This window comes from Kribbella sp. NPDC049584, from assembly GCF_040675555.1.
In the GTDB taxonomy this organism is placed as follows: domain Bacteria; phylum Actinomycetota; class Actinomycetes; order Propionibacteriales; family Kribbellaceae; genus Kribbella.
Map to the genome: position 1 here is coordinate 1068807 of NZ_JBFAPF010000001.1, position 14489 is coordinate 1083295.

15 protein-coding genes are annotated in these 14489 nt (G+C 68.8%); 2 read left to right on the forward strand and 13 right to left on the reverse strand.

Annotated elements, in window-relative coordinates:
• Positions 1-115 precede the first annotated feature (115 nt).
• The 8 genes from guaA to AB0J62_RS05345 all read right to left on the reverse strand — a co-directional run bounded on the left by guaA (position 116) and on the right by AB0J62_RS05345 (position 7490).
• Positions 116-1666 (reverse strand): glutamine-hydrolyzing GMP synthase, encoded by a 1551-nt coding sequence (gene guaA / locus AB0J62_RS05310; protein WP_363864647.1) that lies wholly within the window; start codon positions 1664-1666, stop codon positions 116-118.
• Positions 1667-1675: 9 nt separating this feature from the next.
• Positions 1676-1873, reverse strand: coding sequence for a hypothetical protein (locus tag AB0J62_RS05315; RefSeq protein ID WP_363864649.1), 198 nt, complete (start codon positions 1871-1873; stop codon positions 1676-1678).
• A gap of 20 nt (positions 1874-1893) precedes the next feature.
• Entirely contained in the window at positions 1894-2967 is a 1074-nt protein-coding gene (locus tag AB0J62_RS05320) for a hypothetical protein (RefSeq protein ID WP_363864651.1), read from the reverse strand.
• A complete protein-coding gene (gene bioD, locus AB0J62_RS05325; RefSeq protein ID WP_363864653.1) occupies positions 2964-3626 on the reverse strand; it encodes a dethiobiotin synthase in 663 nt (220 codons plus the stop codon). The genes AB0J62_RS05320 and bioD overlap by 4 nt, the downstream gene beginning before the upstream one ends.
• Positions 3623-4744 (reverse strand): 8-amino-7-oxononanoate synthase, encoded by a 1122-nt coding sequence (locus AB0J62_RS05330; protein ID WP_363864655.1) that lies wholly within the window; start codon positions 4742-4744, stop codon positions 3623-3625. The genes bioD and AB0J62_RS05330 overlap by 4 nt, the downstream gene beginning before the upstream one ends.
• Positions 4744-6057 carry an adenosylmethionine--8-amino-7-oxononanoate transaminase gene (gene bioA, locus AB0J62_RS05335; RefSeq protein WP_363864657.1) on the reverse strand — a complete coding sequence of 438 codons (1314 nt, stop codon included), beginning with the start codon at positions 6055-6057 and terminating at the stop codon, positions 4744-4746. Before bioA ends, AB0J62_RS05330 begins: the two co-directional genes overlap by 1 nt.
• 93 nt (positions 6058-6150) lie before the next feature.
• On the reverse strand, positions 6151-7089 hold the full coding sequence (locus tag AB0J62_RS05340) for a zeta toxin family protein (RefSeq protein WP_363864659.1): 939 nt from the start codon (positions 7087-7089) through the stop codon (positions 6151-6153).
• A gap of 2 nt (positions 7090-7091) precedes the next feature.
• Positions 7092-7490 (reverse strand): hypothetical protein, encoded by a 399-nt coding sequence (locus AB0J62_RS05345; protein WP_363864661.1) that lies wholly within the window; start codon positions 7488-7490, stop codon positions 7092-7094.
• 195 nt (positions 7491-7685) lie between these two features.
• On the opposite strand from AB0J62_RS05345, the gene AB0J62_RS05350 reads away from it, so the two are divergent.
• Both AB0J62_RS05350 and AB0J62_RS05355 read left to right on the forward strand, forming a co-directional pair.
• Positions 7686-7829 (forward strand): hypothetical protein, encoded by a 144-nt coding sequence (locus tag AB0J62_RS05350; RefSeq protein ID WP_363864663.1) that lies wholly within the window; start codon positions 7686-7688, stop codon positions 7827-7829.
• A 97-nt stretch (positions 7830-7926) separates the two neighbouring features.
• Positions 7927-8118 carry a hypothetical protein gene (locus tag AB0J62_RS05355; protein ID WP_363864665.1) on the forward strand — a complete coding sequence of 64 codons (192 nt, stop codon included), beginning with the start codon at positions 7927-7929 and terminating at the stop codon, positions 8116-8118.
• 102 nt (positions 8119-8220) lie between these two features.
• Here AB0J62_RS05355 and AB0J62_RS05360 read toward each other — a convergent pair whose 3' ends face one another.
• The 5 genes from AB0J62_RS05360 to AB0J62_RS05380 form a co-directional block, all read right to left on the reverse strand.
• Positions 8221-9390 (reverse strand): hypothetical protein, encoded by a 1170-nt coding sequence (locus tag AB0J62_RS05360; protein WP_363864667.1) that lies wholly within the window; start codon positions 9388-9390, stop codon positions 8221-8223.
• A gap of 20 nt (positions 9391-9410) precedes the next feature.
• On the reverse strand, positions 9411-9599 hold the full coding sequence (locus tag AB0J62_RS05365) for a hypothetical protein (RefSeq protein ID WP_363864669.1): 189 nt from the start codon (positions 9597-9599) through the stop codon (positions 9411-9413).
• Positions 9596-10591 carry a biotin synthase BioB gene (gene bioB / locus AB0J62_RS05370; protein WP_363864671.1) on the reverse strand — a complete coding sequence of 332 codons (996 nt, stop codon included), beginning with the start codon at positions 10589-10591 and terminating at the stop codon, positions 9596-9598. Before bioB ends, AB0J62_RS05365 begins: the two co-directional genes overlap by 4 nt.
• Before the next feature lie 540 nt (positions 10592-11131).
• Entirely contained in the window at positions 11132-12832 is a 1701-nt protein-coding gene (locus AB0J62_RS05375) for a GMC family oxidoreductase (RefSeq protein WP_363864673.1), read from the reverse strand.
• Entirely contained in the window at positions 12829-14421 is a 1593-nt protein-coding gene (locus tag AB0J62_RS05380; protein WP_363864675.1) for a succinic semialdehyde dehydrogenase, read from the reverse strand. Before AB0J62_RS05380 ends, AB0J62_RS05375 begins: the two co-directional genes overlap by 4 nt.
• Positions 14422-14489: the final 68 nt, after the last annotated feature.

The window sequence follows — 14489 nt, forward strand, 5'->3', positions numbered from 1 at the left end:
GTCCCCCACCTCCCCTAACGGAAAGGTACGCCGCCGTCACGAACTGCGGACGAACATTCAGGTGCGGATACCCGACAAGACGTCGGCGCCGACCAGGTTCGCCCGTTGGGACGGGTTACTCCCACTCGATGGTGCCCGGCGGCTTGCTCGTGACGTCGAGCGTGACGCGGTTGATCTCGTCGACCTCGTTGGTGATGCGGGTCGAGATGCGCTCGATCACTTCGTACGGCAGGCGGGACCAGTCGGCGGTCATCGCGTCCTCGCTGGTGACGGGACGCAGTACGACGGGATGGCCGTACGTGCGGCCGTCGCCCTGGACGCCGACCGAGCGTACGTCGGCCAGCAGGACCACCGGGAACTGCCAGATGTCGCGGTCGAGCCCGGCCGCGGTCAGCTCGGTGCGGGCGATCAGATCGGCCGCGCGGAGGATGTCGAGCCGCTCGCGGGTGACCTCGCCGATGATCCGGATGCTCAGGCCCGGGCCCGGGAACGGGTGCCGGTAGACCATCGTCTCCGGCAGGCCGAGCGCCAGGCCGAGCTCGCGGACCTCGTCCTTGAACAGCGTCCGCAGCGGCTCGATCAGGCTGAACTGCAGGTCGTCGGGCAGACCGCCGACGTTGTGGTGCGACTTGATGTTCGCCGCGCCCGTGCCGCCGCCGGACTCGACGACGTCCGGATACAGCGTGCCCTGGACCAGGAACTCAATGTGCCGCTCGGCGTCCACCTTGCGGGCGGTCGCCTCGAACGTCCGGATGAACTCCCGGCCGACGATCTTGCGCTTCTGCTCCGGATCGGTCACCCCGGCGAGCGCGGTCAGGAACTGCTCCTCGGCGTCGATCGCCTCCAGCCGGATCCCGATCGCGGCGACGAAGTCCTTCTCGATCTGCTCGGACTCACCGGCCCGCTGCAGACCGTGGTCGACGTACACGCACGTCAACTGGTCGCCGATCGCCTTGTGGACCAGGGCCGCCGCGACCGCGGAGTCGACGCCGCCGGACAGCGCACACAGCACCTGCTTGTCGCCGACCTGCCGGCGGATCAACTCGACCTGCTCGTCGACGACGTTGGTCGTCGTCCAGTCACCCTTGCAGCCGGCGATCTGGTAGAGGAAGTGCTCCAGCACAGCCTGCCCGGCCTGCGAGTGCAGGACCTCCGGGTGCCACTGGACGCCGGCCAGCCGCCGGTCCAGGTCCTCGAACGCCGCGACCGGCGCACCCTCGGACGCGGCGAGTACGGCGAATCCCGCGGGCGGCGCGTGCACTGCGTCGCCGTGCGACATCCACACGTTCAGGTCCTCGGGGATGTTCGCGAGGAGCGTGCCCGGCTCGCTGACGGTCACCGGCGTACGCCCGAACTCGCGCAGTCCGGTACGTCGGACGTCGCCGCCGAGCGTCTGCGCCATCGCCTGGAACCCGTAGCAGATCCCGAATGCCGGTACGCCGGCCTCGAACAGCGCGGTCTCGACCCGCGGCGCGCCCTCGGCGTACACCGACTGCGGACCGCCGGACAGGATGATCGCCTTCGGCTCGCGCGCCAGCATCTCCTCGACCGGCATCGAATGCGGCACGATCTCGGAGTACACCTTCGCCTCGCGCACACGGCGCGCGATCAGCTGCGCATACTGCGCTCCGAAGTCGACGACCAAGACCAACTCATGCTCTGCCACGCGCAAAGCCTATCGGTGCAGGTCAGCAGGGCTGTAATCCGCCGGCCGGGCCGTCATCGGCAGCGGGTCGGTGGTGATCTCCAGGCCCGGGAAGCGGCGTCGCATCGCTGCCTCGTAGCGGGCGGCGGCGGCCTGGTCGCCGATGTAGTCGGAGATCTGGTGCGGACCGAACCACAGCCGGACTCGGCATCGGGAGGTTGAGCTCACGAGTCCGGACGCTAGTCGCGTCAGTTGTCGCGGGTGTTACCGTCCGTTACAACCAGGAGACGCTTCGGCGCGCGGAACGAGAGCAGGTCGATCATCGGCGGCTCCTCGGTCAACCGCACACCGGCCAGCAGGTCCTGCGCACATTCCAACGCAACCCGAGCCTCCAGCCGCGCGAGCCCCGCGCCGAGGCACCGGTGCACACCGATCCCAAAGGCAAGATCAGCCGGCCCACCGTGCCCGGACAGCCCGAGCAACACAGGCGCCCCCGCAGGCAGCACCACGTCACCAATCGTCGTCGCACGCGAGGTAACCCGCCTCCAGGTAGGAACAGAAGACGCCTCCCGAAGCATCTCCTCAACCACCTCACCCGGTGGGGCGGAGGGGTGGGTGAGGGCGTGTTGGAAGGTGGTGGAGATGAGTTGGGTGGTGGTTTCCTGGCCGGCGATCAGGAGGAAGTAGCCGACGGCGCAGACCTCCTCGTCGGTCAGGCCGAGAGCGACCAGCGCGCCGAACAGGTCGTCGGCGGGCTCGAGCCGGGCAGACTGCGTACGCGTCCGCAACCACGCGTAGAACTCGGCCGCGCTGTGAGCCAGCTCCAGCTGACGGTCCTCGTCCGGCCGGCCCCAGAACAGTTCGAGCGAGTCCAGACTCCAAGCCTTCAACGACGGTACGTCGACGTCCGTGAGACCGAGCAGCTGGAGCAGCACGAGGGCTGGCGGTTCGGCGGCGATCGCCTGGACGAGGTCGACCTCCTCACCATCCACGAGCCGAGCCGCTGCCCCCGCGACCCGAACCGAGGTCAGCTCACGGACAAGAGGCTCGACAGCGGCCACCCGGGCAGGGCTGAAGAACCGCGCAACAGTAGCCCGGATCGGCCGATGGGACTCCCCCGCGTTGTTCGCCAGCGTCGGCGGCAGCGCAAACCCGACCCCCGACAGCACCCGCAATGCCTTCACCGACAGCGGAGTATGCGCGAGTACGGCGTTGTCCGGCCGGAACGTCTCCGGATCCAGCAACACCTCACGCGCCAACGCCGGATCGTCGACAACCCAGTACCCGAGCGCCGCGTCGTACCGGGCCGGGCAACCGCTCACCCGAACCAACTCGGGACCGCGGCCTTGAACGCTTCCTGATCGAGGGATCCCGCACCGGCAGGAATCCGACCGATCACCGGCACCCCGGTCACCGCCGGGAGGTCCACCAGGTTGCACTCCTCGGCGAGGTCCAGCTCCGCCGGCAACGACCCGATCACCAGTCCTTCGATCGGCAGTCCCCGTGACCGCAACGCCTCGACCGTCAGTCCGGAGTGGTTCAGCGTCCCGAGACCGGCTCGCGCGACGACGACGAAACCGAACGGTGTCGTCAGGTGCCCGGCGAGGTCCGCAAGGTTGTTGCCCTCGGCATCCAGCCCGACCAGGATCCCACCCGCGCCCTCCACCAGCACGGTGTCGTTCGTGCGGGCGAGCTCGTCGATCGCCTTGGCGTGCACGGCAACCGGAGGCAAGGTGACGCCCTCCCGTTGCGCGGCGGTGGTCGGCGCCAACGGATCGCGCAGCCGGACGCCCTCGTGCAGTTTGGTCAGCCCAGTCAGCCGGTGGATGTCGTCGAGGTCGCCCGGCTCGTCCGGCCCGACCCCGGTCTGCGCCGGCTTGACGACAGCAAGCGAGCCGGATGCGACCGCGCGGACCGCCAGGGCGGCGGTGGTGACGGTCTTGCCGACCTCGGTGTCGGTGCCGGTGACGAGAATGATCATGAGACCTGTGCGATCGCCTCGACGATCACATCGCACGCGCGGTCGAGGTCGTGGCTGGACAGACCGGCGTGGGCGGTCAGGCGGAGACGCGAGATTCCATCGGGGACCGAAGGCGGCCGGAAGCTCCCCACGCGTACGCCGTTGCGACGGCACACATCCGCTGCCTGGACCGTTTGCTGCGGGCCGGGCATGGGGATCGAGACCACCGGTCCGGCAGGGAGCGGAACGTCGAAGGCACCGGCCAGGCGGGTCGTGGCGGCGTGGATGCGAGCGGGGCGATCCGGTTCGGCCTCGAGGACGCGAAGCGCGGCGAGCGCCGCGGCGCAGGCGGCCGGATTGAGGCCGGTGTCGTAGATGAACGGCCGCGAGCGATTGACGAGATGGTCGCGCAACAGCGCCGGACCGAGGACGACACCGCCCTGCGAAGCCATCGACTTCGACAGTGTCATCGTGACAGCGACATGGTCCAGCCCCGCCAGCCCCGCGGCGTGCACCGAGCCCCGGCCGCCGCCGGTCACCCCGAGACCGTGCGCCTCATCCACGAGCAGCAGCGCCCGATGAGCCTCGGCGACGGCCGCCAGCTCGGTCAGGGGCGCTCCATCGCTGAGCACGCTGAACACGGACTCGGTCATCACCACCGCGTGCGGTTCGTTGCGCTCGGCAAGCACCTTCTCGACGGCTTCCACGTCGTTGTGCGGAACGACCTCGACGCGGGATCGGGACAAGCGACAAGCGTCCACCAGCGAGGCATGGATGTGCTCGTCGGATACGAGCAGGGTTCCAGGGCCGCCGAGAGCGGTGACCACGCCGAGGTTGGCGAGGTAACCGGACGAGAACACGAGCGCGGACTCCTGCCCGACATAGGCAGCCAGCGCGGACTCCAACTCCTCGTGCAAAGCCGTCGTACCGGTCACGAGACGGGATGCCGTTGCACCTGTGCCCCAGGTGCGGACAGCATCGGCGGCGGCCGTCACAACGCGCGGATCGCGCGCGAGACCGAGATAGTCGTTGCCTGCAAGGTCGATCAGGTCGTCGTCCGCGGCACGCGACCGCAGCCGCCGGGTGAGGCCACGCGCCTCGAGCGCCGCCGCCTTCGGGGCGAGCCAGTCCTCGAGCATCAGCCGACCTCCTCGATCGCACCGGTGATCCCCGCCGCGATGGTCGCGATCTCCTCGTCGGTGCACACGTACGGCGGCATCGTGTAGACGAGGTCGCGGAACGGCCGCACCCACACCCCGCGCCGCAGAGCCGCCTCGGTCATCCGCGGCAGATCGACCGGCCCGCCGAGTTGTACGACGCCGACCGCGCCCAGCACGCGCACATCCTTCACCGCAGGCAACTCCCGCGCTCCGGCCAGCCCGGACGACAACCCCGCGGAAATCGCACCGACGCGAGCTGCCCAGTCCTGGGACAACAGGAGATCGATCGAGGCCAGGGCGACCGCGCAGGCCAGTGGATTAGCCATGAAGGTCGGCCCGTGCATCAAGGCGCCACCCGGGCCATCGGAGACCGTTCGCGCGACGTCCGTCGTACAGAGCATGGCCGCGAGGGTGAGGTAGCCGCCGGTCAGAGCCTTGCCTACGCAGAGGATGTCGGGCTCGACATCGGCGTGTTCGGAGGCGAAGAGAGTGCCGGTGCGGCCGAAGCCGGTGGCGATCTCGTCGAGGATGAGGAGGAAGCCGTAGCGATCCGCCAGCTCGCGGAGTACTCGCAGGCAGGCTGGGCTGTACGGGTACATGCCGCCCGCACCTTGGAGGATGGGCTCAACGATGATGGCGGCGATCTCGTCCGAATGTTGCTCGGCGAGGTCACTGATCGCGCCGGCCCAGGACTGCAGTTCAGGGTCGTCGGAAGGACGGTCGAAGCCGACCGGGGGTTGGGGCCCGAAGACCTGCTCCTTCAGGGCGCCGGTGAAGAGCGAGTGCATGCCGTTGACAGGGTCGCAGACGCTCATGGGAGCGAAGGTGTCACCGTGGTAGCCGCCGCGAACGGTCAGCATCCGGGTCCTGCCATTGTTGCCACGGGCAACCTGGTACTGCAGCGCGAGCTTGATCGCGACCTCGACCGAGACCGAGCCCGAGTCGCAGAAGAAGACGTGCTGCAGCGATGCGGGCGTGATCTCCACCAGCCGTTCGGCCAGCCGGATAGCCGGCTCGTGCGTCAACCCGCCGAACATCACGTGGCTGAAGTCGTCGACCTGACTCTTCACCGCGGCGTCCAGCACCGGGTTCCGGTAGCCGTGGATCATGCACCACCAGGACGCCATCGCGTCGATCGCCTCGACGGTCCCGCCCGCGCCGTCGTCGAGCTGCAGCCGTACGCCGGACGCGCCGCGGACCAGCCGGACCGGCGGCGGCGCGGTCAGCGAGGAGTACGGATGCCAGAGCAGCTCCGAATCCTGCTGTAGCAGCGCATTGACCGACTGTGACACCGTCTCCCGCCTCCATCCTGAGGACCCACCACGGTAATCGCTGCCCGCCGACGACGGCGTCACGGGTGGTCAGGATGTGGGCGACATCTCCTGCTACTGGGTCCCGGCCGTTGCGATATGCAACGTCACCGCATCCGGATGCAACCGCGACCGCGCCATCGCGGTCACCGTCTTCCCGCCGTCGACCGACTCGTCACGGATCCACTGCACCGGCGCCGCCAGCCCGATCCGGGCGACCTGCGACGCGGTCTCCAGGAAGTTCCGCGACTCGACCACGGTCCACGGACGGTCCCGCTCGTACGTGATCGCCTCGGCGGTCCGCACCGGTCGTTGCCACTGCCCGTCGGCGGTGCGCTGGTTGCCGTACAACAGCTGCCCGTCGGGACGCAGGACGGCGATCCGGTCCGCCCAGTCGCCCGCATCGATCAGTTCGGCGGCACGCAGCACACCGGCGTACCCCGCGTCGTGGACGCTTTGCGGCGCGAGCCGGGCGAAGCCGTAGGCCTCCAGCGCGCGCAGGTGACGCTCGAGGACGCCGAGGCGGCTGAGTGCCTCGGGCACCGCCAGGATCGCGACCTCGACCTGGAAACCGGCCGCCTTGAAGCGCCGGGCCGAGTCGGCGAACGCGTCCGGGTCGATGAGCTCGGTCTCGACGATCACGTCGTACCGCTGCTCGATCACGTGCGCCTCGGCCATCGCGTACCAACGCCGGCCGTCGGCTTCGACGTCCGGGCTCGGTGTCGGCGGTTCGTCGGTGATCGGCTGGTAGAAGCGCGGGTGGTACGGCTCGTAGGCGGCCGGGTTGAGAACGACCGGACGACCGCGGTGGCGCAGCAGAGCGGCAACCAGCGCGGTGATCGTGGCTTTGCCGTCGCCCGGCTGACCTGCGACGAGCACCACGACCGGATGCTCCTGCCGGCTCCCGGCGAGCTGGTCGGGCAGGATCAGCTCGCGGAAGATCCGCGCGCTCTCCCCGGCATCCAGCGACTCCCGGTCAGCCGCCGCCGACCCGGTCCCCCACAGACTCGTCACGACTACTCCAGTGTCCCGTCGTCGTCCTCGTCCTCGTCACCCTCGGCGAGGTCGTCGTCGTCACCGTCGTCGTCAGCTTCGTCATCGACACCGTCCTCATCATCGTCGTCTTCGTCGTCGATGATGAGGAGGTCGTCGGCCTCTTTGCGGATCCGCTTGATCGCCCGGGTGTCGAGCGGGGTGAGCTCCTGTCCGCGCGCCGCCCAGGCCTGCTGCTCCGTCCGGCGGCTCATCGCGGCATCGGGATCGGCAGCCAATTCCTCGGCCGTGATCGGCCGGGCGTAGAAGCCGATCGCCTGCCGGACACCCTCCTGGGCGATCTCGTAGGCCATGGCCTCCGGCGCCGACCATCGCGCCGTGCCGAGCTCGGTCAGCACGTTGACGGCGGCGACGTTAACCACGCCCAAACGATAGCCGACGTGCCAGGTCAATCGCTCATTCGGCGACCACCGCTGTGAACGCAGAGTGAACCCCGGTCGTGGTTAATCTTCCGATGCTTCGAACCAGCGGGGAACCGGCCGGCGACACCCGACGTCTGCTGGAGACATGACCGATCACGAGCGGCATCCCGCAGCTCGCATCGAGAGGAGCATCACGTGCCGTACGGCGCCAAGGACACGAACAAGGACAAGCCCAAGGGCGGCAAGAGCGAGCAGGGCGGGAAGGCAACGACCCCTCGCGATCTGCCGATCCTGACCCCGGCCCGTCCGCCCCGGCGAGAGGGACAGGGCCGCGGCTAGCCTGCCCGCCTTGGAACCGGCCCGCGCGTCGGGCCGTCTGCTGGAACCCGACCGATCATGCGCCGCGGCTCGCGGCTTCGACAGAAGGAAACCGGATATGCCCTTCAGCAAAAAAGGCAAGGACCAGGAACACGACAGCAACCAGCGCGAGAGCAACCGCAACAGGCACGAGCGGGGTGCATCGCGCAAGCAGGCCGACCAGGCTCGCTCCACCAACCCGAACACCCAGCGCGGCCGCGCTGCAGCCGCAGCGAAGAAGGCCGAACAGAAGAAGGGCAAAGGCAAGTAAGAGGCTGACGCCGGCGGCCGTCCACAACGGGCGGCCGGTGCGCGACCGAGGCAACCGGGGCGACCGCGTGTGGTCTGCCCCCGGCTTGCTTTCCTGGCAGCGTCAGCGGCGCCGGGAGCCGCGGTTCGAGTTGGGTCGGCCAGGCTGGGCGGCGCGACCCGAGCGGCCGCCGGCCCGCTTGCCGCCCGAGCTACCCGACTTGCCGGCGCTGCTGGACTTGCCGCCCGAGTTGCCGGCCTTGCTGGACTTGCCGGGCTTGCCGCCGGAGTTGCCGGGTTTGCCGCCCGGGGTCCGATCGACCGGGCCGGCTTCGAGGGCTGACTTCACCGCGTTGAAGGCGTCGTTGGCGTTGCGGGCCGGGCGGACGCCGGCGAGCTTGGGGATGGCCGCACGCTGCCGGCGGGTGTGGGTCTGGATCCGTTCGACCACGCGCTTGCGGACCTCGGCCTGGTCGTCCGCGTTCAGGTTCTCGAGCGACTTACCCCGGTCGAGCGCCACGTCGAACCACTCGGTGTACCCGTGGGTGTGGACGACCTGGTTCGGCGACTTCTGACCCAGCCGGCGGTACTGCGTAAGGACGTCGTACCGCTCGTCCAACCCGAGGACCTCGTCGCGGAGCCCGCGCTCGATCTGATGGTCGTACGTCGCCGCGACCCGCTGATCGATCTCGCTCGCCGGCCGGTCGACCGAGAACACGACCTGCCGGGTCGCCGGCGCGACGGCCCGTTCCGGATCGTTGCCCATGGCCCGTGCCAGCGCGTTCACGATCGCGTCGTAGTTGTTCTCGTGGATCTTGGCGGCGCCCTTGGGGTCGAGCCGGCTGAGTACGGCGTACGCGTCCTCGGCCATGCTGCGCGGGAAGTCGCGGCGGATCGCGTTCCGCGCCTCGGCGACGGCGTCGACCTCCCAGCCCTCCAGCAGCGAGCGGACGTAGACGCTCGTACCGCCGACGATCACCGGCACGCCGCCGGCCGCCCAGGTCTGCTCCATGTGCCCGCGCGCCTGCGAGACGAACGTCTCCAGCTCGAGCTTCCGCACCGGCTCGGTGACGTCGATCATCGTGTGCGGGATGCCGCGCATCTCTTCCGGCGTCGTCTTGCTGGTGCCGATGTCCATGTACCGGTACACCTGCCGCGAGTCCGCGGAGACAACCATCGTCGCGAGTCCGAGCTCGTCCTGGATCCGCAGGCACAGATCGACCGACACCGCGGTCTTGCCCGCCGAGGTCGGCCCGTAGAGCGCGACCAGGAGGCGAGGCGCGGCATCAGGCATGCGCACCAGCCTAGCCGGGCTCAGCCGGAGGTCAGCTCACCGTGGACCGAGCAGCGGGCCGACCAGCCCATCGGGTGGACCTGCACGACCATCCGGCGGCGGCACTCGGCGCAGTACCGCGGCGGCTCCAGCGCCAACGCCCGGCGGCAGCCGTCGTGCTCGCCATCCTCCACGGAACGGCCGCATCGGCCGCAGTAGATCTCGGTCACAGCGTCTTCTGCAGCTCTTTCACCGGCATCTTCAGCTCGGCGAGCAGGTCGAGGTCGGCGGTCGCCGGGCGGCCCAGGGTGGTCAGGTAGTTGCCCACGATCACGGCGTTGATCCCGCCGAGCAGTCCGTCCCGCGTGCCCAGGTCGCCGAGGGTCAGCTCGCGGCCGCCGGCGTACCGGAGGACGGTGCGCGGCATGGCCAGCCGGAACGCGGCGATCGTCCGCAGCGCGTCCTTGCCGTCCATGACCTCGAGGTCGCCGAACGGTGTGCCCGGTCGTGGGTTGAGGAAGTTCAGCGGGACCTCGTGCGGGTCGAGCTCGGCCAGCTGCGCGGCCAGCTCGGCGCGCTGCTCGAGCGTCTCGCCCATCCCGACCAGGCCGCCGCAGCACAGCTCCATCCCGGAGTCGCGCACCATCAGGCAGGTCTCCCAGCGTTCCTCGAACGAGTGCGTGGTGACGACGTCACCGAAGTACGACCGGGCCGACTCGAGGTTGTGGTTGTAGCGGTGCACGCCCCATGACTTCAGTTCGTCGACCTGCTCCTGGGTGAGCATGCCGAGCGAGCAGGCGATGTTGATGTCGACCTCGGCGTTGATCGCCTCGATGCCGGCCTTCACCTGGCTCATCAGCCGCTGGTCCGGTCCGCGGACGGCGGCGACGATGCAGAACTCGGTGGCGCCGGTCTTCGCGGTCTCCTTGGCGGCCTCGACCAGCTCGGGGATGTTCAGCCAGACCGAACGCACCGGCGAGGTGAACTGACCGGACTGGGAGCAGAAGTGACAGTCCTCGGGGCAGCCGCCGGTCTTGAGCGAGATGATCCCCTCGACCTCGACCTCCTCGCCGCACCACTTCACCCGGACGTCGTGCGCGAGCGCGAGCAGTTCGGGCAGCCGGTCGTCGGGAGTGCTGAGGACCTCGACCAATTGCTCCTGGCTCAGCCCGATGCCCTGCTCCAGAACCTGCTCACGTGCCACGTCCAGGATCTCGCTCATGCCTTCTCCTGCCTCATCAGAACGGTCGGCTCAGAGTAGGTCAGGCGGGTACGCCCGTTCTGCGGCGGGCGTCACGTGCAACACCTCCGGCCGAAGTGCCTCACGACCACTCTCCGCACTTCCCGCAAAAGAATCCGGATATTTCTGCGGAACCTCGTAACCCCCCGTAGATGGGCTCGTTGATGTGTACGAAGGCGGTTACCGCAAGGAAGACCGCCACCCGGTTACCAGGAGCAACAAAAGCTGATCATTACGATCAGCACGCAGAGTGGTCACAAGGCCTCGAAGCGGTGGGAATCGGATGTAAGGTAGTACCCAAGAGCTCGGGTCGCCAGCCATGGTTGGCGATCCGATCCCAAAGCGCCGGGCGCCTCACCCCGGCTTGAGTGGGTCCCTCGGGAAACGATTTGGGCGGAAACGTTCCCGAGGGACCTGCTCCCTTTTCTGGACCTTTTCAATAAGCCTCAGCAAACTTACTGCTGAGGCTTATTCATTTCCCTGCCGCCGCATTCTTTTCGATCTCCGAAGATCGCAAAGGTGTTACGGCTTCGTCACAGACTGTTTCGGGATGATCGGCAGCCGGAGCGCGCCGGGTGCGTCGGCCGGAACGACCGGATGCGAAGGCTTCACCGGTTGCACCCGTCGGTACGCCGACCCGATCGCCGGCCGCGGGTCGTCCTCGCCCTTGTTCGGCCAGAACGACAGCGCGCGCTCGGCCTGGGCGGTGATCGTCAGCGACGGGTTGACCCCGAGGTTCGCGGAGATCGTCGAGCCGTCGACGATGTGCAGGCCGTCGTACCCGTAGACCCGGTGGTAGGGATCGACCACGCCGGTCTCGGCCGAATCGCCGATCGCGCAGCCGCCGATGAAGTGCGCGGTCATCGGCACGTTGAACGGCTCCCCGATCGTGCCGCCCGGCGTACCGTTCATCAGCTTCGCCATCCGCCGGACCACCTGGTTCGCGACCGGGATCCAGGACGGGTTCGGGGCGCCGTGGCCCTGCTTGGACGTCAGCCGCCAGCGGCCGAGCCGATCCCGCTTGCCGTACGTCGTGATCGAGTTGTCCGCGGTCTGCATCACCAGCGCGATCACGGTCCGCTCGGACCAGTGCTTGAGGTCGTACAACTTGCGGATGTTCTTCCGCTGGACGCCCAGCTCCCGCAGCCAGGTCCGCCAGCGCGGCTTGTCGCCGTCGCCGTCGGTCAGCACGGTCTGCAGCAGCGACATCACGTTGCTGCCCTTGCCGTACCGCACCGGTTCGATGTGGGTGATGTCGTCCGGGTGGAACGACGACGTGATCGCGACCCCGCGGCTGTAGTCGACGTCGCGGTCCTTCGAGATCGCGCCGAGCAGCGACTCCGAGTTGGTCCGGGTCAGTACGCCGAGCCGGCCGGACAGGCGGGGCAGCTTGCCCTCGTCGCGGAGCCGGTGCAGGAGCTTCGCCGTACCGAGGGCCGACGCGGCGAAGATCACTTGCTGCGCGGTGAAGCGACGGGTGAGCTTCCTGTTCGACGTACGGCGGGTGTCCACGGCGTACCCGCCGCCGGGCAGTGGCTCGACCGAGGTCACGGTGGTCAGCGAATAGACCTCCGCGCCGGACTTCTCGGCCAGGTACAAATAGTTCTTCGTCAGCGTGTTCTTCGCGTTGTGGCGGCAGCCGGTCATGCACTCGCCGCAGTCGATGCAGCCGGTCCGACGCGGGCCGGCGCCGCCGAAGTACGGGTCGTCGACCTCGACACCGGCCTCGCCGAAGAAGACCCCGACCGGCGTCGGGTGGAACGTGTCGCCCACGCCCAGGTCATCGGCGACCTGCTTCATCACCTTGTCCGCCGGCGTGAAGCCCGGGTACGTCGTGACGCCGAGCATCCGCTTCGCCTGGTCGTAGTACGGCGCGAGTTCGGACTTCCAGTCGGTGATGTGCGCCCACTGGCGGTCGGCGTAGAACGCGGGCAGCGGTTCGTAGAGCGTGTTCGCGTAGACGAGACTGCCGCCGCCGACACCGGCGCCGGACAGGATGATCACGTCACGCAGCGCGCTGATCCGCTGGATGCCGTACATCCCGAGCTTCGGCGCGAACAGAAACCGCTTGGTGTCCCACGAGTTCTTCGCGAAGGCGCCGTCCTCGAACCGCGCCCCGGCTTCCATGACGGCGACGTGGTACCCCTTCTCGGTCAGCCGCAGGGCCGACACGGACCCCCCGAAGCCGGACCCGACGATGAGGACGTCGTAATCGAAACTCACGGACGGCCGATCTTCTTGAGTATCCGCAGTGCGCCCGTCATCAGCTCGGCGAACTTCTCGTCCGACAGGCCGTGCGACGCCGCGATCGGCATCAGACGTTGCGTGGCGATCGCCTGCGGTTCGACGTACCGGCGAATGCCCTCGACGCCCTGGCGGCGACCGAGGCCGGACGACCGCATGCCGCCCATCGGCGTGTCGATCGAGCCGAAGGTCGCGCCGTATCCCTCGTTGACGTTGACCGTGCCGGCCATCAGCTGCGCGGCAACCGCACGACCACGCCGGCCGTCGCGGGTCCAGACGCTCGCATTCAGGCCGTACTCACCCTCGTTCGCGCGCTGGATCGCCTCGGACTCGTCGGAGAACCGGTAGATCGACACGACCGGCCCGAAGGTCTCGTTGTCGAAGCACTCCATCGCCGGGGTGACGCCGGACAGCACGGTCGGCTCGTAGAACAGCGGGCCGATGTCCGGCCGCGGCTTCCCGCCGGCCAGGACGGTCGCGCCGTTGGACCGCGCGTCCTCGACATGCCGAGTGACCGTCTCGAGCTGGGCCTTCGAGATCAGCGACCCCATATCCACGTCCCAGCCGGTGCCGGCCGACAGGCGGAGCTTCTTCACCCGGTCGACGAAGGCCGTCACGAACGCGTCGTACACCTGGTCGGCGATGTACAGCCGCTCCATCGAGACGCACAGCTGGCCCGCGTTCGCGAAGCAGGCTCGTACGGCGCCCTCGGCGGCACGGTTGATGTCGGCGTCACGCAGTACGAGCATCGGGTTCTTGCCGCCCAGCTCGAGGCTGCAGCCGATCAGCCGCTCACCGCACTGCTTCGCGACCAGCCGGCCGGTCTTGGTCGAGCCGGTGAAGCAGATGTAGTCCGCGTTCTGGATCAGCGCGCCACCCACGGTCGGGCCGTCGCCGTTCACCGCGAGCCAGGCCTCTCGCGGCAGACCGGCCTCGTACAGCAGCTCGATCCCGCGGAGCGCGGTCAGCGGGGTCTGGCTGTCCGGTTTGTGCACGACCGTGTTGCCGGCCAGGATCGCGGGCAGACCGTCGCTGATCGCCATCGTCAGCGGGTAGTTCCACGGCGAGATGATGCCGACGACACCCTTCGGCACGAACCGCTCCTCGGCCCGGGTGAGCACCGGGAAGATGCCGAGCTTGCGCTGCGGCTCGAGCAGTTCCTGCGCCTTGCGGCCGTAGTACCTCGCCGTCAGCGCGACGTGCGCGAGCTCCTCGAAGGCCTGCTTCCGCGCCTTGCCGGACTCGCGGATGATCAGGTCGATCAGCTCGTGCCGGTGGTCGAGGACCAGGTCGTGGTACCGCAGCAGGATCGCGGCGCGCTCGGCGAGCGGCACCCGTCGCCAGTTCTGCTGCGTCTTCCGGGCCAGCCGGACCGCCCCGACCACGTCGTTCTCGCTCGACACCGGCAGGTCCGCGATCGGCTGCCCGGTCGCCGGCGCGTACGACGTCCTGGTGCCCGCCGTCGCCCGCAGCAGCCCCGACAACCGGCGGATGACCGACTGGTCGGTCGCGTACGACGCGGTCGGATCGAGCTCCGGATCCGCGGGAATCGACGTCTGCTCGCTCATCTGCCTAGGCTACCTGCCAGTAATCGACAGTGTCAGTATCAGATCCCCATTAAGCTCACCCTCTGGAA

Bases quoted from the DNA above. Each gene is read 5' to 3' on its own strand.
- AB0J62_RS05330 (WP_363864655.1), bottom strand. From the start codon at position 4,744: ATGCTCGAGGACTGGCTCGCCCCGAAGGCGGCGGCGCTCGAGGCGCGT.
- AB0J62_RS05380 (WP_363864675.1), bottom strand. From the start codon at position 14,421: ATGAGCGAGCAGACGTCGATTCCCGCGGATCCGGAGCTCGATCCGACC.
- bioB (WP_363864671.1), bottom strand. From the start codon at position 10,591: ATGAGCGAGATCCTGGACGTGGCACGTGAGCAGGTTCTGGAGCAGGGC.
- AB0J62_RS05355 (WP_363864665.1), top strand. From the start codon at position 7,927: ATGCCCTTCAGCAAAAAAGGCAAGGACCAGGAACACGACAGCAACCAG.
- bioD (WP_363864653.1), bottom strand. From the start codon at position 3,626: ATGATCATTCTCGTCACCGGCACCGACACCGAGGTCGGCAAGACCGTC.
- AB0J62_RS05360 (WP_363864667.1), bottom strand. From the start codon at position 9,390: ATGCCTGATGCCGCGCCTCGCCTCCTGGTCGCGCTCTACGGGCCGACC.